Source organism: Serratia sp. HNCC26DJ244 (assembly GCF_057180565.1).
In genome coordinates, this window is sequence record NZ_JBXUGO010000014.1 from 1 (window position 1) to 18,891 (window position 18,891).

Below are 18,891 nucleotides of genomic sequence, written 5' to 3' on the forward strand. Positions count from 1 at the left end.
CGCACCACCGGCCTGCGGGCCACGGATTTGCACACACCAGCCATTGTTGATAAAACTGCGCACCATGTTGGCGGCAAAGGCAAACGAGGCATTGGTCCACAGGTAACGGTCATGGTCCGGGCCTTTGACCTCTTCCACGTAGTTGAAGCTGCGTACCGGCACGGTATCCGGGCCATACGGCAGGCGGCCCAGCACACGCGGCATCACCAGACCAATGTAGCGGGAGTCATCGGTCTCGCGGAATGATTTCCACTTGATGTACTCGGCGCGGTCAAAATAGTTGCCAATGTCTTTGATGGCGGCAACATCGGCCATATTGTCTTTCAAGAAAAATTTGGGCCCGGCTGAACCGATAAACGGCATATGGGCCGCAGCTGACACTTTGGAGATGTTACGCAACAGCGCCACATCTTGTGCCGAGGCATCGAATTCATAAGAAGAAATCAGTGCAGCAATCGGCTCGCCACCAGGCGTATCGTATTCATCGATATACGTGTGCTTGTACAGCCCTGTCTGGATAATCTCCGGTGCATCTTCAAAATCCTGACGCAAATCTTCCTTCGACAAGTCCAGCAGTTCAATGCGCACGTTCTGGCGGAAATCGGTCTTGTCCACCAGGGATTTGACGCCACGCCACAAAGATTCTACCGCCTGAAATTCTTCATGATGCAGTACCGCATCCAGTTGGCGGCTGATCTGAAAGTCCAGTTCGGCGATATGGTGGTCAATCAGGGTTTTATCCAGTTTTTCCACTTTGGTGCCGGCCAGGCGCAAACGCTCGAGGAACACCTGCACCCCGGCGGTCAAACGTTCATCGGCCGTGGCATCAGACATCGCCTGTGCATCCTGCCAGCTGTCCAGCGCACTGAGGTGGGAAACCGGGCTCAGGTTGATTTTTTCAAACAGGGAGGCATAAACACCGCCTGCTGCTGGGCGCTCTAATACCACGCTTTCACCCGCGGTCGCATTTTCATGTTTTACAGTCATTAGCATTTCTCTCGTGTTAATCCATTAAAAACCGCTCGCCAGTTAAGGCTGTTGAGGCGCCAGGGCAGACAGTTCAGAACGCAGTTCATTGCTCAGGGCAGGGTCACGCAGGATCTTTTCCAGCTCTTTACGGAAGGCCTGGTTATCCAGCAGGTTGGATTTGAGGTCACGCAGCAGACTGCGCATCGCCAGCATGGCTTTGAGTTGGGGGATTTGACGAGCAACCTGTTCCGGGGTAAAGTCTTTCATGTTCTGGAAGGTCAGGCGGATATTTTCTTCACTGCCATCCCCCGCCAAGGTATTTTCCACCGCAATATTGACAGAAGGTGAGAAATCCTGTAGGACGCTATTAAAATTATTTTTGTTAATATTTTGCTTTTCGCGCTCAGACAATGAGGCCGTCTCTTGACCATGACTAAAGTCACCCGCCACCAACAATTTCAACGGTAATTCGGTTTTCTTTTGCGCCCCTCCGGTGTGGAGGTTTAATTTCAGGTTGATCCTGGCTTTCGGTATTTCATTTTGGAAGGAATTTGACATAGCTAACCCTGCTCAACAAAGAGAATGAAGAACGGTCTGCCCCGGAAAATAAACCGGCATGGCCCCCTTGCCAAACAACCACTTCCTTTTGCATCACCGGATGCAGACAACAACAGGGTCACCAACCAACATATTCATATTACAGGATAAGGGCAGAGCGCTGTGTATCATAAGTTTTTCTGAGGCTGGAAAATGGTCAGATAAAAACCTATGGCCACCACCATAGAAGCATTAAGGAAATTAATAAACAAGATAATTGTAAGCAAATATTTCAAACCCCACCAGGGCGCATTATACCTCACTTCAATGATTTATAAGATTTTTCTTAGTATGACTCCCAGGGAATCCCAACAATGCTTTGCGCTGTAGCTGCATTAATCAGTAGCCGATTAACACAGAAAAAATTGTTGTGCTATAGGCATTTTTTCTTAATAAGCTGCCGACCAGTGATTGTTTGTGCAAGATGTCTCAACGTATCACTGAGTTCTATGGCGTTCCTCACTAGTGCCTCTCCGCCTATTGTGGCAATATTGCCGTCTTCGATCAGCAGTGCCACATCTATAAAGTTCTCAATGAATCGAAAGCACGACCTTTACATAACTATCGGCTCACCAATGACGCGCTAAGTTGTCTGCAAATAAGGAACCGTCAGGTACTTTTTAACTAAAGTAAAAGGCTTCTAGCTATCGTGTTCGCCTTTCCATGATAATTTACACAGAATGTGATTTATGATATCTGCGGGTACCAGGGTCTTTTAACACGAAGTTATAAGGAATGTTAGTAATGCTTGTTCCCATCAGTTTTACTGGGTTTGATGTTTTAATCATGTTTATACTGTTGGTGACTCCCTTTATTATGGGAGTGGTGGCCCTATTTTTACTGGCAATGTCCTTCAGTCATTCGGGAAGCCGTATCCTTTTGCTATGGCTAATTTTACCTCAATTTCTAGCCGCGCTGATCGTTTGGTGGGTTCTAGATTTTTACTACGTCTATGAGGCAGTCAGCGCATTTCTCATTGCTTCTATAGCCATGCTGGTAGGGGTTGCTATTTGCGCAATCATTTTTAGAACACTGAAATCAGTTGGTTGCGGACTACTATTTGGCCATATCATAGCGTTGGTATTATTTATCTTCCTCTTTAACGCCTTCAATCCAAATTTGTATAAAGACCTGCAGGCTGGCAGAGATATGCGCCAGCTACGTGATATCGACCAAAGTAGTGAGGCATTTAATCGCCGACTCGAAGATACGAAATTCCGCCAGGAAATGTTGCACAAAGCCGCAAGCTGGGATATGCCTGAAGCCACGTTTCGTGGATTGCTGGCCAGAGGCGCGGACCCATTTCAGACATATGCCTATGATGGCACCATCTTCTCGATAACGGTAAAACATCACAATCTTAATGCACTACGTGCGTTTAGCGAGTTGTTGGATGGTGGTGATGAGCAGGCACAAAGCAACCGAGCCATTCTGCGCAAGGAAAATCCGTTAGATCAGAATTTCTACTTTTCTGATATACCGACGAAAGAAGAAAAACAGCAGTATAAAACTACCGCGAAAATTATCCTCGATAAGATGCCTGAGCTCCTGAGCAATGAGGTTTACGCCAGAATTCTACCGGAAGGCAATGCGGAACTTATTCAGTTTTTATGGGGGTACCATCCCCCTGAAAAACCCGTTTACCGTATTCAGGCCGAAGCGTTACTGGGTATGGTAACTGTTGCGGATAAAATCGCCGCCACTCCAGATATTTTTAAAGAGGAACCAGCCGCCCATCACTCTGAATCGCTATTGGAATACCTGATTGAGTATGCTCCACGTCCGGTGGTCCAAGCCATTCTTGAACGCAACGTAATTCAGTGGGCGGATTATAAAGATAGCGACGGGAAAAACCCGGTGTTGGAAAAAGCGATCTATCGAGCAAGAAAATACGCTGGGGATGATCCGCAGGTATTGACGATCGTGATGTCCGACATATTAGCGCGCCATGCCCCTTGGTTGCCGTCGCAGCTTGCTCAAGGGTTTTATACCGAGGAGAAGGGTTCGCACGTGGTCAGTGCATTGCATAACGCAGGCATAACCTGTAAGCAGCTCCGCGAAGCGCTATCTAACCTCCACGTTGAGGATTTATTCACTGATGGTAAGCAACGGCTTGAGGAAGTTTGCGGTGTAGAAAAATAAAGTTCTGTCACCTTAAACCAGAGATTAAAGAACACTCTCGGTTAACCGTGTAGGTCCGCCATAGCCAGAAACCAATATTACCCTTCAAGGCAACGGGGAACACCTTCCCCCATGCACTTAGCTATGAGTGATAACGATTTTCCCCACGTGTTGGCGTAAAGCAAAACGTTGCCAGGCTTGTTTGGCTTCGGCAAATGGAAAAACGCTATCAATGACCGGGATAATTTTGTGTTGAACCAGTACTCGATTCATTTGTTCAAAATCCTCACGTGAACCAACACTAATCACCCGAAAGCGTGCGCCACTCTTGAACAGGCTGAAGAAATTGATTGCCTGCGCATCATGAGCCACAAAACCGACCAACGCCAGTTCCCCCCCAATACAGATAGAATCGATTGACTGATTTAGCGTACCGGGTCCCCCGACTTCGATCACTCGGTTAATCCCCTGCCCAGCCGTTAAGCGTAATACTTCCTGACTCCATGCTGGGTGTTGCACATAGTTAATGATTTCATCTGCGCCCAATGCCTGTAACTGTGCGGCTTTACTTTCACTTGAGGTAGTGGCAATAACCCGGGCACCCATTGCTTTTGCTAACTGTATAGCAAACAGTGAAACGCCACCGCTACCTAAGGTTAATACCGTCTCCCCCGCTTTTATTGGCCGGTCTCCGTTAAGGGCTGACCAAGCAGTGACTGCAGCACAAGGCAGCGTTGCCCCGTGCTCAAAGCTGAGGTAATCGGGTAAGGGTAACAGTGACTCCTCGCTAACCACCTTATATTCAGTAAGCCAACCATCGCGATTACTGCCATAAAGTTCATCCCGTGCCGAGGCCTGAAAAGAGCCGCCAAACCAGCGAGGCATGAAAGTATTCACCACCCGATCGCCAACGTTAAAGCGTTCGACACGTTCACCAATTTGCATCACTTCACCCGCCGCATCTGATAATGGGATATGTCCAGGGCTAGACGGCAAGGTGTATTGGCCGTTCATAATCGCCAAGTCTCGATAATTCAGCGAAGTTGCGCGTACCCGGATTAACACCTCCCGAGCCTGCGGCACAGGTAAGTCCTCCTGATAAAGGCCTAAGTCTTCAAGATTGCCAAATTCTTTGAAACGATAGCTTTGCATCTGAGTATACCTATGGCGATAAATACACTACTTCCCTGTGTATTAGATTGCTAACAAGTGCATAACACTCTCTTGGCTTTATCGCCAACAACTACCGGCTCAATTGGCGGTGATGAATGGCGGAAATGGATTCAGTGAGCTCAAGAGCGAAGAAATTTAAGGTGTAACTTTTTTCCAGATGTTCCTGCAGCGCTGACTGGTCGGTAAAAATTTCCCAGAGAGTAAACTCTTGCGGGTTACTCTCATGTTGAAAAATCTTAAAAAGCTCACATCCTGGTTCTTTTACTGTTTCCTCGATTAAATCCAGAATGGCAGATTTCAGTTCAGCCTCTTTGCCTGGTTTGGATTTAATTAACTCCGTTGCTTCAGCATTGTGGTTCATGGTCATTCTCCTCTGGTAAAAAACATTTATCGCAATCGAAGAGAAATTGTAGACAAGGCGGATTAATGAAACTAGATTGAATAATTAAATCTTAAATTCCATATATGAAATCATGTTGGATGAATTAGCACTGTTTGTCAGTACAGTTGAAGCGGGCAGTTTGCGGGCAGCAGCAGAGAAGGCCTCTATGCCAGCCCCGACGCTCACCCGTCGCTTGCAGAAGTTAGAACAGCACTTGGGTTGCCGTCTGTTGCATCGTAGCGCGCGACGGATGACCCCGACCCGCGAAGGCTGGCAATATTATGAGCTGTGCCGACCACTGATACATTCTCTGCAGCAAGCCACCGCCAAGCTGGATGTAACACTGCATGAAGTTAGCGGGCTGATCCGCGTATTGGCACCAACGGATTTAGCCAATGATAATTTGGCTCCAGCCTGGATATCATTTATGACGCAATATCCAGAAGTGCGGCTCGAACTGGAATTGAATAATTACACGCAGGATTTAATCGGCAGTGGTGCAGATCTCGCGATCCGAGTCGGCGCTCAACCAGATTCATTACTGAATATGCGGAAATTAGGGCAGAGCAAAGCAGTCCTGCTGGTGGCGTCTCCCGGTTACCTGGCTAAAAATGGCACCCCAGAATCAATAGAGGAGCTAAAGCAGCACGACCTGCTGATTAGTACCCCGTTATCTACTTGGTCAATGCGGCACCGCCAAAGCGGCGAATCGGTAAGCTGGCAACCTCAAGGGAAGTTTTGTGTTAACGGTGTCTATCTGGCACTACAAGCCGCCTTAGCGGGATTAGGGATCTTGTTTTGCCCAGAAAGTTTGTGTCATAACCCACTGCAACGAGGGGAGCTTATTCAACTATTACCAGAGTGGCAGACCTCCTCACGTGAGATTTATGCTGTATGGTCCCAGCAACAATATGTTCCCGCCAGGGTCCGCGCGCTAATTGAGCATCTAGCCACCTTTTGCCAGCAAAACCCCTTGTTGATGGTATGAATCTGTTGCTTAACCTACACTGTCTGTACTTTTTACTATGCTGAGATGTTGCAAAAACCAGGGGACACCATGAGCACACCGCCAGAAACCACGCTAACGGCAGAGCAAGCCCTCGACAAACTCGAAGCGATGTACAACGCTTCGGTATCTGCCTTGCGTGAAGCCATCAAGGATTTTATCGCCCATGGTACCTTGCCAACAGCACAGGCGCGGGATAATGGGCTGTTTTCTTACCCTGAGCTGCGCATCCACTGGGAAGGGGAACCGCCAACCCCGAGTAAAACTCGGGCTTATGGTCGCTTTAATCGACCAGGTAAATACACCACCACCATTACTCGCCCGCAGTTGTTGCGCCCTTATTTAGCCGAGCAACTTGCTTTGCTGGAAAGTGAATACACCGCAACCATTGAAGTGCTGCCCTCACAACAGGAGATCCCCTTTCCCTATGTGATCGATGGTTCCAATCTGCTGTTGGATAGGAGCATGAGCGCCAGCCTTGCCAAGCACTTCCCTACCACTGAGCTGGCACAGATCGGGGATGAAACCGCTGATGGGTTGTTCCATTTTGCCAAGCATTTCCCCCTTTCCCATTTCGATGCGCTACGCACCGATTTTTCACTCGCACGCCTGCGCCACTATACCGGCACGCCGGTAGAGCACTTTCAACATTTTATCTTGTTCACCAACTATACCCGGTACGTTGATGAATTCGTCCGTTGGTCCTGTAGCCAAATCGCCGATCCTGACAGCCAGTACCATGCCTTGTCCTGTGCTGGGGGGCACTATGTGACAGCAGAAAACCTCAATCAGCAACAAGCTGCCTCTGATTTGGCCTGGAAAAATCACCAGATGCCCGCCTATCATCTGATTGCCAACAATGGCCAAGGGATCACTCTGGTCAATATCGGTGTCGGCCCTTCAAATGCTAAAACCATTTGTGACCATCTGGCGGTACTGCGTCCACATGCCTGGCTGATGATTGGTCACTGTGGTGGTCTGCGGGAAAGTCAGTCAATCGGTGATTATGTGCTGGCACATGCTTATCTGCGTGACGACCATGTTCTGGATTCGGTTTTACCGCCAGATATTCCGATCCCCAGTATTGCTGAAGTACAACGTGCGCTGTTTGATGCTACCAAAACAGTGAGTGGTATGCCGGGGGAAGCGGTCAAACAGCGGTTGCGTACCGGTACCGTGGTCACTACCGATGACCGTAACTGGGAGCTACGTTATTCCGCTTCTGCACGGCGCTTTAACCTTAGCCGAGCCGTGGCGGTAGATATGGAAAGTGCGACCATCGCCGCGCAAGGATACCGTTTCCGGGTACCTTACGGCACATTGTTATGCGTATCGGATAAGCCATTGCATGGTGAGATCAAGTTACCTGGTCAGGCAAACCGTTTTTATGAAGGAGCGATCTCCGAACATCTGCAGATTGGGATTTGTGCCATCGACCTGCTCAGGGCTGAAGGAGAGCGCCTGCACTCCCGCAAGCTTCGCACTTTCGATGAGCCTCCATTCCGCTGATCACCCCATCGCGATTTAACTAGCCGACAATACCGGCCTACCCTTTCAGGTTACTGACCAACCCCTGATTGAGGTAGGTTGTTATTGCTAAGGTAAATTGTTATTGCTTAGGTAAATTAATATTGCTGGTTTGACTGGCCGATTCGGCTATCACATCAAGGATCCGTAGGTTATAGACCATGGTCGCTGCTGGCGGTATATCGGGTGCAAAACCGTTATCACCATAAGCCAGCTCAGGGGGCACCACCAGGGTCATGTTGCCATGATTCTTGAGCTTACCCATTGCCTCACGAAACAAGGGTGGATAGTCGCTTAAAGGTTGTGAAATTGAGGTGCCAGTCAGTTCCATATCTTTGATCACTTTGCCATCCGTCAGGCTCTCTTTCACCACCACTACCACCGTATCTTGCTCACTAAATATCTGGTCACCAGCATAATTGATACGATAATAAAAGCCTTGTTCAGACTTAACGACACCCGGCTGTTTTTTAAACTTATTGATATATTGGCTGCCTTGCTGCTCATTCTGTTGTTTGATCTTTTTATACTGATTATCCAGTTCTACTTCACTGGCCTGTAAAGCCGTAACAATCTGCTCTTGGGGCAATTTTGGCTGGCCATTGATCACATCAGTGACACCCGCCAGCGCCAATTGATGATTAACCTCCACCCCTTGTGATTTTTTGCTATCCAGTAACATTAGAATGTCACTGCCCAAGGCGGTGCCGATGGCATAATCGCGTTTTTCCTGCTCACTTTTTGGGTTGATTGCAGCAACCACCAGCTTGGCTGGTTGCTTCTCGCTATCAGTCAACTTTTGCTGGAGTTGTTTCAGAGAGTCGGTTTTCTGCTGATTCTCTTTGCTCTGCGTAGCCAATTGCCCCTGTAACATCGCATTTTCCTGCTGGCTGGCTTGTTGTGCCTGTTGCAACTGCACCAGCTGCAATGATTTCTGCTCACTCTCCTTAGTTTGCGCGGCTAACTGTTGCTGTAATAGGGTCAGTTCCTGCTGAGCTTGTTGCAGTTGTGTCAATTGCTGAGATTGCCGGGCATTATCCTGGCCGGTTAACGCCAGTTGTTGCTGTAACTGCTTTATCTGTTCAGCTTGCTGTTGGTTATCTTGGCGCTGGGCTACTAACTGCTGTTGCAGCAGCGTGCTGGCTTGTTGATCTTGCTGGCGTTGTTGCGAATGTTCCTGGCCGGTTAACGCCAGTTGTTGCTGTAACTGCTTTATCTGTTCGGCTTGCTGTTGGTTATCTTGCCGTTGGGTCGCTAACTGCTGTTGTAGTAGTGTGCTGGCTTGTTGATCTTGCTGGCGTTGTTGCGAATGTTCCTGGCCGGTTAACGCCAGTTGTTGCTGTAACTGCTTAATCTGTTCGGCTTGCTGTTGGTTATCTTGGCGTTGGGTCGCTAACTGCTGTTGTAGGAGTGTGCTGGCTTGTTGATCTTGCTGGCGTTGTTGCGAATGTTCCTGACCGGTTAACGCCAGTTGTTGCTGTAATTGCTTAATTTTATCTGTTTTTTGCTCATTCTGTTTGGCCTGTACCGCCAATTGCTCTTGTAAACTCACAAGTTGCTGCTGATTTTGCTGTGACTGTTTTATTAACTGCTGTTTGTCACTGTTATTACTGAGTTGTATCAACCATTGCTGCGGTAATTTCAATAATACCTGCTTCAAGCTGGCGTATTCAGAAGCCTGAGGTTGTTGCTGTGATGGTTGTTGCAGTAATGATTGTTGCTGCGATGGTTTTTTACGCAATGCCTCCAGGTCTACTTCTTGCTTACTGATTTTCCCCTTTAGCTGACCAATAGTATCCTGCAGCGCCTGTATTTTTCGGATATCACCTCGGGTACTTTCATTGGCGGGCTTAATTAATACATCAGGTGAATTTGCTGGGATAAGCTTGCTGCTTGCAGGGTATTGCGTAGCACTGGGTGAAGGTATCAAAAGCAAGACTTCAGGTGAATTGCTCTCTTGATTGGTAAGCACTTCCAGTAAGTTCAATGTCTCCGCGGTGGTCGTCGCGGTTCCCTCGGCCCTTACACCACCCAGCGGCAGCGCCAATGTCATCAACACACCGCAATATATCCTGCGTTTCACATCAACCCTCCCCCTTCTGTATCAAGCCTTGCATCACTTCGCGCGCAATATCGGCACATAATTGATTGGTCTTATATTTGTACAAGGCGTCAATCGTATCTTTGGTCGCCGGGTTGACCTCACCGCGCACGCTGTTATAGAGCGAGGCATTATTAACCAAACGATTGAAGTGAGCTTGCTTGGCTGCATAAGCCTTCGGGTTGATCTGCTTCAGTGAGGCAAGTTCACTCTGACACAAGCCAATCTGGCTGGCTTTATGTTCCTCAACCACTTTCGGGGTGGCAACCTCGCTGTTGGATTTAACCGGAGCCTGTATGTTCACTGTCTCCGGCTGATGGGTTTTCTTTGCAGTAGCCTGACAGCCCGCCAACAGCAAAATACCGCACCATAACACGCCTAAATAGAATTTCTGTTGACTGCTTCTCATGGAAAATACCTTTTAAAAATGGTCATACTTAAAATTAATTCAGTTAAATCTAAGCAGGCGTGGCAAAGAGAAACCTTCTTAGAGACACATTGAAATAGGGCCGACACATCACACGGCTGATTAAAACTGTACTAGCCCTGCAACTCACATTATTTTTACCTAGATACATCGATAGTTAGCTTAGCGCATTGCGGCAATATAATACTGATATATTTTCACTCCGGCAACCCTTAGTGTTTTAAGGGATTTCTATTTAGGTGAACAACTAAACCTTACCGATACCACTTTATAAATCCACCAAAACAAATTAATTAACTTCATAGAATCAACTTAACATGATGATTTTTATTGATAAATTAAAAAATAAAAGAATAAATAAAATTAAAATTGGCGGATTTTTACCAGCATTAAACCATTCAGAGAAATTACTATTTTTTATAATAAATTCACCGAGTGAATAATAAATCATTAAGGATGGCATCAATAGTTATTTTGATAATCAGAATATAGCAAGTTAATAGTTAGAATTTTCCTAAATAATATTTTTTACATTCGACCTGTTATGATGCAGAAATTAATTTTTGTGATGGCATCAATGAGCCATCATCTGAGAAAATATTTGATGCGATAAAAACAACATGCTCCCCCTATAACCTCTCCCCCATTACAGCGCTTTGCGCAAAGTGATATTGATGCGGTGTGAACCCACCAACGAGTGATAGCCCTCTTTCACCGGCATAATACCGTGAAAACAGAGGCGTGAAAGCCCGCCCCACACCACCACATCGCCATGAGCGAGGGGAATACGTCTGGTTTTGTCACTGCGTTGCAACCCACCAAACTGAAAAATGGCCGGTAGCCCCAGCGATATCGACACAATCGGTGCACTAAAGTCACGTTCATCTTTATCTTGATGCAATGAAAGTTTACTACCAGGATCGTAGCGATTAAATAAACAGGCATCAGGCACATAGTGGCCAAAACCCGCTTGCATCGCCGCTTCATCCGCCAGTGCCATCAGGATTTCGGGGATTTCAGGCCAGCATTCTCCGCTACCCGGGTCCCGTTGCGAATAACCATAGCCATTGCTGTCGCTATTCCAGCCGTTACCACACCAGCTCATCGCCACCGACATGGTAAATCCCCCTGGCGTCGTCATATGCCGCCAGGGTACCTGATCCACCACACTATTCACCGCTGCCAGCAATTCGGCACCGTGGTTGCGGGCAAAGCCATGTAGCACCAGCGCACCGGGAGCGATTTCTTCACGCCATGGGGGAGGAAGTGCATCTTCAAACAGGTCGATCGTCATTGCCTACCTATCATTACCAATGAATTAATTTTGTGACAATGTCACAAAGCAGTGCAAGCGGAGAATATAATATACCAGATTGCTTAAAATGCAGGTAAAGGGCACAGCACCCTGTGCCCCGTCAGACCACGGCTAGAGCATTGTCTTCATGGTTTTTTCAAAATCACTCCAGGCGCAGAACCCTTGTTTATCGATAGGGCAACCTTCCAGCGCCAAGGTGACGCGCTGTGGTGGATTTTGCAGCGTTAACGGGGTAGCGCCCCGCAGTTGCTCGGTAGATTGATAGACATACTCTATCTTCAACAAATCACGATTATCCTTAGCGTCGTGCCAACGCTGAAACACCAATTTACCGCCAATGGGGGTTTTCTCATATTGATTCGGTAAATGGTAAGGTTTGAATTTCATCGCCGAAAGCAGTGAAGCAATATTGGAATCATGCCCCACCAGCAGCGTCAGTTTGGGGGAATCGGATTTACGTTCCCCTATCAACACCGAGTTAATATAGGTGAGTAGCGGTTTAGCAACGTTCTGCGCCACGACCGGCGAGGTGAACAGCGAGTCCTGATAGCCATCTTTCAATTTGGCTAACTGCTGCCACTGCTGTGGCGTGGTGACTTTGCCCCAAGCTACCTCCTTGATGGGGAAACCTTCGTAGTATTGCAGCATAAAGGCATCCACCAATGAATTACCTACTTTCAATGGCCCGGACACCCCCGGTTCTTTGCCCGCTACCGCACTCATTTTGCTCGGTTCAGCCGTCAGGTCGCACTGCTTATCCTGCGTGCAGGCGGTAGAGTGCGGATAATCGATAATCTCTGCCAGCTGCTTATAGGACGCGTCCAACTTTTGTGAAGCCAGGGCGGCATTCATGGCACTTAACGCCTGTTGATTAAAAGCTTCGCTGGTATCAGTAATAATCGGGTTAAAGGTGGGGTCCATCTCGCCCATTTTATCTTGATGATGAACGGTGATATCACAGCCTGGAAAGGCCCCGCTGGTAAAGAACTGTGCGGTCGCCACGGTACGTTGCAAACTGTTGGCATAAACATAAACGCTCTCTTTAGCCGGGCAACCTTCTGCTGGCAATACTCCTGCCTGCTTGAGCCAGGCATTAAAGTAGTGCCCCATATACACTTCCAGCACGCCCCCTTTGGTGGTCAACAAGCCGCCCGGAGTATCCCACTGTGGCCAGGCTTTCGGGGTGGACTGCACCAATACGCTGCCATTGTTCGCCAGCGGCGCACGTAAATTATGGCGGCTCATCACCAGCACCTGTTCCAATTGATAATGGTGAGTTTCAGCAACAACGGTGGCACTAAACAGTAGTGGTAAGCAGAATAATAAACGGTTGTTTTTCATTAGCGAGACTCCCTAAATATACACTAAATAATTCGAGTTGCTTGTAGGCGGCAAGGGATGGAATCCCCAGGAGCATAGTTGACTATGTGACTGGGGTGACAGAGTGCAGCTAACACCCAAGCAGCTTGAAGGATGACGAGTATATGATTACTTTTAAAGGGTTAATGTTCACTGGCTATCATGGGGGCATTAGAGAGGAAAGTATGTGAGAGGTATCACGGTGAGGGGGAACAGCAGCCATCGGTGGATGGCTGCTGATTCAATCAATACCACAGGCTGAGAATTGGCCAGCCAATTAACAGTAATGCCGAGATATAGACCACGCCAAGGATGCCCCCTAGCCGCCAATAATCTTTCGATTTCACATAGCCACAGCCGTAAATGATCACCCCCGGGCCGGTGGCATAAGGCGTCAAGACCCCCATGATACCGATAGACAGCACCAGCAGGATGGACAGATGCTCCATCGGCACCCCTGGCAACCCTTTACCCACCGCCAAGATCACTGGCAGCATGGTTGCAGTGTGGGCAGAAAGGCTGGCAAACAGGTAGTGCGCATAATAGAACACCAGCACCAGCATAATCACCGTCATTTTTGGTGAGAAACCGTCCAAGTGGGTACTCATGGTGGCCGCGAACCAGTCAATAAAACCGGAGCGCGTCAGGCCACTGGCCATCACCACCAGCGTTGCCAGGTTAACCAAGGTATTCCAGGCACTGGAGTATTGGGTAATCGCCTGCCAACTCACCACTCTCAGTGCCAGCATCAGTGAAACCGCCAGCAAACACACGGCTGTGGCGTCAACCAAATGACCACCAAATACCCACAGACTCAGGCTAAGAAGTACCAGACCAATCAGGGTATACTCTTTACCCGTCAGTTTGCCCATCTCCCCCAGTGCCGTGTCCGCCCAACTGGCCACTTCATTACTGTGAGTCACTTCTGGCTTATACAAGTAGTAGGAAATCAACGGCGCAATGATCAGCAACAACAGCCCCACTGGCAGGAAAGCCAAGAACCATTGCATCCAACTGATATTTACCCCGGCAATTTTGCTCACGAACTCAATACCTAAAACGTTCGGTGCCGCACCGGTGATAAACATTGAGGAACTGATACTGGTGCCAACCACCATCATCCACATCAGGTAGCCGCCAATACGGCGTGAAGAGGGATCATTAGGGAAAGAGTCGAACAACGGTGGCAGGTTTTTCACCACCGGGAATACCGTTCCCCCGGTACGCGCGGTGTTCGATGGGGTAAAAGGTGCCAGCAGGATATCGATAATCACCACGGCGTAACCCAACGTCAGGGTGCGTTTACCCATAAATTTTACCAGGAACAGGGCAATGCGCCGCCCCAACCCGGTGGCTTCATAGCCCAAGGCAAAGATAAAAGCGCCAAACACCAGCCAAACGGTGGTGCTGGAGAACCCAGCCAGCCCCCACTTCAGTGCCTCTTTACCGGCCTTAAAACCCGGGTTAGCCAGTTCTTCCGCCCCGAACAGCACCCAGTTGGAACTCAGCACGCTGACCGTCACCGCAATAAAGCTGATTGCCGTTGCTGGGATGGGCTCCAGGATCATACCGACAATCATCGCCACAAAGATGGCGAAATAACGCCAGGCTTGTGGCGGCATCCCCTCCGGCGCGGGTATCAGTAGAAGCACCGCAAGCACCACTAACGGGGCCAGTGCTTTCCATATTTTCTCTTTGGTTTCCGACATACACACTCTCCTGAAGCTTTGTTATTTTTCTCAATCCAATTGGGTATCACTAGATGGCTGTGGTGGTGGTTGTAGTGGCTGTGGCAGTTGTGCCAGTAACCAAGTCACGATCAATAAGTCGGCGCTGCCACCGGGGCTAAGGTTGCGTGCAATGCAAGCGGCATCAAACTGGCGCAGGCGAGCAATACCCTGCGGTGCCCCGGCCCCACCTTGGTCCAATAGTTGCTGCGCATGCTGTTGTAACCAACGCAACCCAGCGATGCCGCCCCGAGAAGCGACGTTGGTGTCATCGTTAAAGGCCATCAGCCATAGCAGGCTATCGAGCAGCGCAATCTGTTCACTGCACCCCTCAGCCATTTTTTGTTGATACTGTGGCAACGCCCCGTTGATCACCTGTTGGAAGCCCGATTCAGCTTCACCGCGCGCCCCACTCAAGCCAAACTCGGCGAACAAGCGCTGGCCCGCCGTTTGCCCAGTGTTGTTATGTAACAACTCGCGGTTAACCAAACCACGACAGATCTGAGCCACCAACTGGCACAGGCTGGCGCTATCAATCTGCCGCTGTTGCTGTTGCAAACGGCCAAACGCGCTGCACAGCAACCCCAAAGAAAATACGCTGCCTTTATGGGTATTAACGCCCCCGGTGGCCCGGTACATCTGTGCTTCACAAGCCAGGCCCAGTGGGCGAATACGTGCCAACTGCTGTTCCACTGGCAAACCTGCATCCGCCTCGCCCTGGCGAATAAAATGAGGTAACCACCGGGCAATAGCCCGAGAACTGCGGTAGAAATGGCCAAGGTTCATATCACGATGGGCACCATTATTGCGGCGATCCACCAAACCGGGTTTCGGGGTTAAATTCACCTCCACCAGTAATGCCTGAAAGGCATTGTCGGCAAAGTGCTGGCTGGTGGAAGAGAGGTTCAGTGCTGGCGAGCGTTCAGATTGCGAGAGCAACATTGAGCCTCCTTTGCATTTCATTCAGCAGTTGTTCAGTGCTATGGATACGTTGGCGGGCACAGATTTTGGCTGGCTGATCACACAGCAAACAGTGGCGTTCTGGCAGCCCTAGATCAGAACGTGACAAAATTTGCCCTTGTGGTGTCAGTACATCGATATCCCACAAGCGGCCAACCGGTTGCTGCTGTTCCAGCTCAATGGTGGCTTTCTTCACTGCATAGGCATCAGCCTGCAACGCCAGATAACCTTCACACCCGGTTGATAATGCCCATGTTTGCTGCTGTAGACTGCGCCAAGCCAGTTGCTGAAACCTGTGCTGTAAAGCCTGCCACCCCAGGTTGAAAACCTGCCGCGTCATTGGGCTGTCTTTCACTGCCCCGGGCACCACCAGCGTCAAGACCAACAGCGTGCTTTGGTGGCGCGCCAACCACGCCTGTTGCCGAGCCTGCCGGCATTCACGGCTGGAAAGCAGTTCCGGCAACTCAATGGCGTGGCTGGTGGCCAATTCGGGGGCAATGTGCAACATGGGGTTACTCTGCGACCTGATACACAACATCGATGACCGACCCGTCACGATAGCGCACCACCGCCACCACCTTATCGGTAAAGGCAATCGGCTGCGGTTCACCGGTCAATATCAGGGCGCGTTCCCGCAACCATTGGATGGTGACCACCTCCAACCCCGCCTCACGTAGACGTTGCGCCAACTCAGGGCGTGCCGGGTTAACCGCAATACCATGATCGGTAACCAAAATGTCAATGCTGGAGCCCGGTGTTACACAGGTAGTGACTTGCTCCACCAAGGTTGGAATACGCCCTCGCACCAACGGGGCGACAATAATCGCCAACCGTGCCGCGGCTGCGGTGTCGCAGTGACCACCCGAAGCGCCACGGATCATGCCATCTGAACCGGTCAAGACGTTGACGTTGAAGCTGGTGTCAATTTCCAGCGCGCTCAGCACCACCACATCCAGACGATCAACCGAAGCCCCTTTAGAGCTGAAGTTGGCATATTGGTTGGCGCTGATCTCGATATGATTAGGGTTACGCGCCAATGAGGTTGCCGCCGCACGATCAAAACTTTGCACATCGAGTAATTTATGGATCAGCCCTTTCTCATGCAGCTCGACCATGGTGGAGGTGATGCCCCCCAAAGCAAAACCAGCACGCACCCCGCGCAGGCGCATCTTATCTTCCAGGAAACGGGTTACCGCCAGAGAAGCGCCGCCAGTTCCGGTCTGCAAAGAGAAACCATCCGTGAAGTAACCTGAGCCGACAATCACCTCCGCCGCACGGCGCGCAATCAGTAATTCACGCGGGTTCGAGGTCATGCGTGTGGCATCGGCACCGATTTTGTCAGCATCCCCCACTTGGGCCACTTGAACGATCAAGTCCACCTGATCTTGTGCCAGGCTGGCAGGATGATGTGGATAAGGCACGATAGCCTCAGTCAACAGCACCACATTACGTGCCACAGCGGCATCCACCTTGGCATAACCCAACGAGCCACAGCAGGCCTCGCCGGTATAGCCGTTGGCATTGCCGAACTCATCGCAGCTAGGTACCCCCAGGAAGGCAACATCAATCTGTAATTCGCCAGACTCAATCAGATCAACACGGCCACCGTGGGAATGGATCTGCACCGGCTGTTTCAATAAACCATGTGAAATAGCATCAGCTAGCGGCCCACGCAGGCCAGAGGTGTAAATACGGCTTACCACCCCATTGCGGATATGTTCAACCAAGGGAGCATGGCAATCGGTTAACGAGCTGGGTGCCAGTGTCAGATTGCGAAAGCCCATGGCAGCTATCACTTCCATCACTTGATTGAGTGTTAAATCACCACCACGGAATGCATGGTGGAACGAGATGGTCATACCATCTTGCAAACCGCTGCGGCGAATAGCCTCTTCCAGCGAGTCACAACGTTTGATACCCCGAGGTTTCCGCGCCTGTTGGTTGGCCTTGGAGACGTCCTGATAAAGCTTCATGCCCGCGAGATTATCCAGAGTTGATAGGCGTTGTTGGCGTTTCATGATGCTTCCTCGCTGCGGTTCACTTCTTCGCGTACACCGGAAAGTGCCGCACGTTGCAATACCAGACGGGCTCGTTCGATGACTGGGCTGTCCACCATCTTGCCATTGAGCGAAACCACCCCACGCCCCTCTTTTTCTGCCGCTTCGGCCGCATCCACCACCCGTTGGGCATGGTCGACTTCCTTAGCGGTGGGGGCATACAGGTTGTGCAGCAATTCAATTTGGCGTGGGTTAATTAGCGATTTGCCGTCAAAACCCAACTGTTTGATCAATGCCGCTTCTTGCAGGAAGCCCGCTTCGTTATTGGCATCGGAATAGACGGTATCAAAGGCTTGAATACCTGCGGCACGGGCGGCTTGTAGCAAGGAACAACGGGCAAATAGCAGTTCTACCCCTTCCGGCGAGCGTTCGGTCCGCAAATTGCGCACATAATCTTCTGCCCCCAGAGCCATGCCCACCAGCCGTGGGGATGCATGAGCAATAGCCACCGCATTGGTGATACCTTGGGCTGACTCTACTGCCGCCAGCAAACCGGTACTGCCCACGGGGCGACCGCAGGCACGTTCAATGGCAGCAATTTCATGCTCCATATCCACAACGTCTTGTGCCGTGTCGGTTTTGGGTAAACGGACGATATCCACCCCAGCACGCACCACCGCCTGTAAATCAGCCACACCATAGGCAGAATCCAGCGCGTTAACCCGCACAATGGTTTCCACTTCCTGATACAGCGGGTGTTGTAGTGCGTGATAGACCAGGCGACGTGCTGCATCTTTCTCACGCAGGATCACCGAGTCCTCAAGGTCGAACATCAGGGCATCCGCCTGATAGATAAATGCGTTACTGACCATCGCCGCATTGGCACCTGGCACAAACAGCATGCTTCGGCGCATACGGTGTTTATTCAGAGTTTTCATGGCGATCCCCCCATGGCAGGCTGGCGGTGTCACTGGCGCGCATTAATGCCGTTTCCAACCGCGCACGCAGCACACAATCCAGCGCACCTTTGTCATCAACCATGACCTGGACTGGCGGCACGTTGTATTGCTGCAACACTTTCAACAAGGTGCGGCGGATGGCGTCACCAAACTGTTTTTCCACACTGCTGGCAATCAGCAAGTCATGTGCGGGGCCTTCTGCTGGCGCGATGCGAACCATCACATCACTGGATTCCAACGTACCGGCCATGGCCTCTCGGATTATTTTCAT

At 50.0% G+C, this 18,891-nt stretch carries 17 protein-coding genes; 3 read left to right on the top strand and 14 right to left on the bottom strand.

Annotation, left to right across the window (positions count from 1 at the left end; genetic code table 11):
- Together tssC and tssB are read right to left on the bottom strand one after the other, a co-directional pair.
- On the bottom strand, window positions 1–993 hold a 993-nt coding region (gene tssC / locus AC2A06_RS12325; RefSeq protein ID WP_484380466.1), incomplete at its 3' end, for a type VI secretion system contractile sheath large subunit.
- A 36-nt stretch (window positions 994–1,029) separates the two neighbouring features.
- Window positions 1,030–1,527, bottom strand: coding sequence for a type VI secretion system contractile sheath small subunit (gene tssB, locus AC2A06_RS12330; RefSeq protein WP_023492511.1), 498 nt, complete (start codon window positions 1,525–1,527; stop codon window positions 1,030–1,032).
- A 783-nt stretch (window positions 1,528–2,310) separates the two neighbouring features.
- Between tssB and AC2A06_RS12335 the strand changes: the two genes are divergently transcribed.
- The gene (locus tag AC2A06_RS12335) at window positions 2,311–3,708 is read left to right on the top strand and encodes an ABC-2 transporter permease (RefSeq protein WP_484380467.1); all 1,398 of its coding nucleotides are present in this window, start codon (window positions 2,311–2,313) and stop codon (window positions 3,706–3,708) included.
- A 117-nt stretch (window positions 3,709–3,825) separates the two neighbouring features.
- Here AC2A06_RS12335 and AC2A06_RS12340 read toward each other — a convergent pair whose 3' ends face one another.
- Window positions 3,826–4,839, bottom strand: coding sequence for a zinc-dependent alcohol dehydrogenase family protein (locus AC2A06_RS12340; protein ID WP_484380468.1), 1,014 nt, complete (start codon window positions 4,837–4,839; stop codon window positions 3,826–3,828).
- 91 nt (window positions 4,840–4,930) lie between these two features.
- Window positions 4,931–5,221 (bottom strand): putative quinol monooxygenase, encoded by a 291-nt coding sequence (locus tag AC2A06_RS12345; protein ID WP_484380469.1) that lies wholly within the window; start codon window positions 5,219–5,221, stop codon window positions 4,931–4,933.
- 112 nt (window positions 5,222–5,333) lie between these two features.
- Here AC2A06_RS12345 and AC2A06_RS12350 point away from each other — a divergent pair, with 112 nt between their 5' ends.
- Both AC2A06_RS12350 and AC2A06_RS12355 read left to right on the top strand, forming a co-directional pair.
- A complete protein-coding gene (locus tag AC2A06_RS12350; RefSeq protein WP_484380470.1) occupies window positions 5,334–6,230 on the top strand; it encodes a LysR family transcriptional regulator in 897 nt (298 codons plus the stop codon).
- Window positions 6,231–6,299: 69 nt separating this feature from the next.
- Window positions 6,300–7,757, top strand: coding sequence for an AMP nucleosidase (locus AC2A06_RS12355; protein ID WP_484380471.1), 1,458 nt, complete (start codon window positions 6,300–6,302; stop codon window positions 7,755–7,757).
- Between the two features lie 100 nt (window positions 7,758–7,857).
- On the opposite strand, the gene AC2A06_RS12360 is transcribed toward AC2A06_RS12355, so the two are convergent.
- The 10 genes from AC2A06_RS12360 to citD all read right to left on the bottom strand — a co-directional run bounded on the left by AC2A06_RS12360 (window position 7,858) and on the right by citD (window position 18,891).
- A complete protein-coding gene (locus AC2A06_RS12360; RefSeq protein ID WP_484380472.1) occupies window positions 7,858–9,858 on the bottom strand; it encodes an FKBP-type peptidyl-prolyl cis-trans isomerase N-terminal domain-containing protein in 2,001 nt (666 codons plus the stop codon).
- Between the two features lies 1 nt (window position 9,859).
- Window positions 9,860–10,285 carry a hypothetical protein gene (locus tag AC2A06_RS12365; RefSeq protein WP_473195444.1) on the bottom strand — a complete coding sequence of 142 codons (426 nt, stop codon included), beginning with the start codon at window positions 10,283–10,285 and terminating at the stop codon, window positions 9,860–9,862.
- Between the two features lie 664 nt (window positions 10,286–10,949).
- The gene (gene alkB, locus AC2A06_RS12370; RefSeq protein ID WP_484380473.1) at window positions 10,950–11,597 is read right to left on the bottom strand and encodes a DNA oxidative demethylase AlkB; all 648 of its coding nucleotides are present in this window, start codon (window positions 11,595–11,597) and stop codon (window positions 10,950–10,952) included.
- A gap of 132 nt (window positions 11,598–11,729) precedes the next feature.
- Window positions 11,730–12,959: a bifunctional glucose-1-phosphatase/inositol phosphatase gene (gene agp, locus AC2A06_RS12375; RefSeq protein WP_484380474.1), complete on the bottom strand. Its 1,230-nt coding sequence runs from the start codon at window positions 12,957–12,959 to the stop codon at window positions 11,730–11,732.
- A 263-nt stretch (window positions 12,960–13,222) separates the two neighbouring features.
- Entirely contained in the window at window positions 13,223–14,686 is a 1,464-nt protein-coding gene (locus AC2A06_RS12380; protein WP_484380475.1) for an anion permease, read from the bottom strand.
- A gap of 30 nt (window positions 14,687–14,716) precedes the next feature.
- Entirely contained in the window at window positions 14,717–15,646 is a 930-nt protein-coding gene (citG, locus tag AC2A06_RS12385) for a triphosphoribosyl-dephospho-CoA synthase CitG (RefSeq protein ID WP_484380476.1), read from the bottom strand.
- The gene (gene citX / locus AC2A06_RS12390; protein ID WP_484380477.1) at window positions 15,627–16,172 is read right to left on the bottom strand and encodes a citrate lyase holo-[acyl-carrier protein] synthase; all 546 of its coding nucleotides are present in this window, start codon (window positions 16,170–16,172) and stop codon (window positions 15,627–15,629) included. The genes citG and citX overlap by 20 nt, the downstream gene beginning before the upstream one ends.
- A gap of 4 nt (window positions 16,173–16,176) precedes the next feature.
- Window positions 16,177–17,682 (bottom strand): citrate lyase subunit alpha, encoded by a 1,506-nt coding sequence (gene citF / locus AC2A06_RS12395; RefSeq protein WP_484380478.1) that lies wholly within the window; start codon window positions 17,680–17,682, stop codon window positions 16,177–16,179.
- Window positions 17,679–18,599, bottom strand: coding sequence for a citrate (pro-3S)-lyase subunit beta (citE, locus tag AC2A06_RS12400; RefSeq protein WP_023492526.1), 921 nt, complete (start codon window positions 18,597–18,599; stop codon window positions 17,679–17,681). Before citE ends, citF begins: the two co-directional genes overlap by 4 nt.
- Window positions 18,583–18,891 (bottom strand): citrate lyase acyl carrier protein, encoded by a 309-nt coding sequence (citD, locus tag AC2A06_RS12405; protein WP_484380479.1) that lies wholly within the window; start codon window positions 18,889–18,891, stop codon window positions 18,583–18,585. Before citD ends, citE begins: the two co-directional genes overlap by 17 nt.

Bases quoted from the DNA above. Each gene is read 5' to 3' on its own strand.
- tssB (WP_023492511.1), bottom strand. From the start codon at position 1,527: ATGTCAAATTCCTTCCAAAATGAAATACCGAAAGCCAGGATCAACCTG.
- AC2A06_RS12380 (WP_484380475.1), bottom strand. From the start codon at position 14,686: ATGTCGGAAACCAAAGAGAAAATATGGAAAGCACTGGCCCCGTTAGTG.
- AC2A06_RS12350 (WP_484380470.1), top strand. From the start codon at position 5,334: ATGTTGGATGAATTAGCACTGTTTGTCAGTACAGTTGAAGCGGGCAGT.
- citF (WP_484380478.1), bottom strand. From the start codon at position 17,682: ATGAAACGCCAACAACGCCTATCAACTCTGGATAATCTCGCGGGCATG.
- citD (WP_484380479.1), bottom strand. From the start codon at position 18,891: ATGAAAATAATCCGAGAGGCCATGGCCGGTACGTTGGAATCCAGTGAT.
- citG (WP_484380476.1), bottom strand. From the start codon at position 15,646: ATGTTGCTCTCGCAATCTGAACGCTCGCCAGCACTGAACCTCTCTTCC.
- alkB (WP_484380473.1), bottom strand. From the start codon at position 11,597: ATGACGATCGACCTGTTTGAAGATGCACTTCCTCCCCCATGGCGTGAA.
- AC2A06_RS12355 (WP_484380471.1), top strand. From the start codon at position 6,300: ATGAGCACACCGCCAGAAACCACGCTAACGGCAGAGCAAGCCCTCGAC.
- AC2A06_RS12345 (WP_484380469.1), bottom strand. From the start codon at position 5,221: ATGAACCACAATGCTGAAGCAACGGAGTTAATTAAATCCAAACCAGGC.
- AC2A06_RS12335 (WP_484380467.1), top strand. From the start codon at position 2,311: ATGCTTGTTCCCATCAGTTTTACTGGGTTTGATGTTTTAATCATGTTT.
- AC2A06_RS12340 (WP_484380468.1), bottom strand. From the start codon at position 4,839: ATGCAAAGCTATCGTTTCAAAGAATTTGGCAATCTTGAAGACTTAGGC.
- citE (WP_023492526.1), bottom strand. From the start codon at position 18,599: ATGAAAACTCTGAATAAACACCGTATGCGCCGAAGCATGCTGTTTGTG.
- citX (WP_484380477.1), bottom strand. From the start codon at position 16,172: ATGTTGCACATTGCCCCCGAATTGGCCACCAGCCACGCCATTGAGTTG.
- agp (WP_484380474.1), bottom strand. From the start codon at position 12,959: ATGAAAAACAACCGTTTATTATTCTGCTTACCACTACTGTTTAGTGCC.
- AC2A06_RS12365 (WP_473195444.1), bottom strand. From the start codon at position 10,285: ATGAGAAGCAGTCAACAGAAATTCTATTTAGGCGTGTTATGGTGCGGT.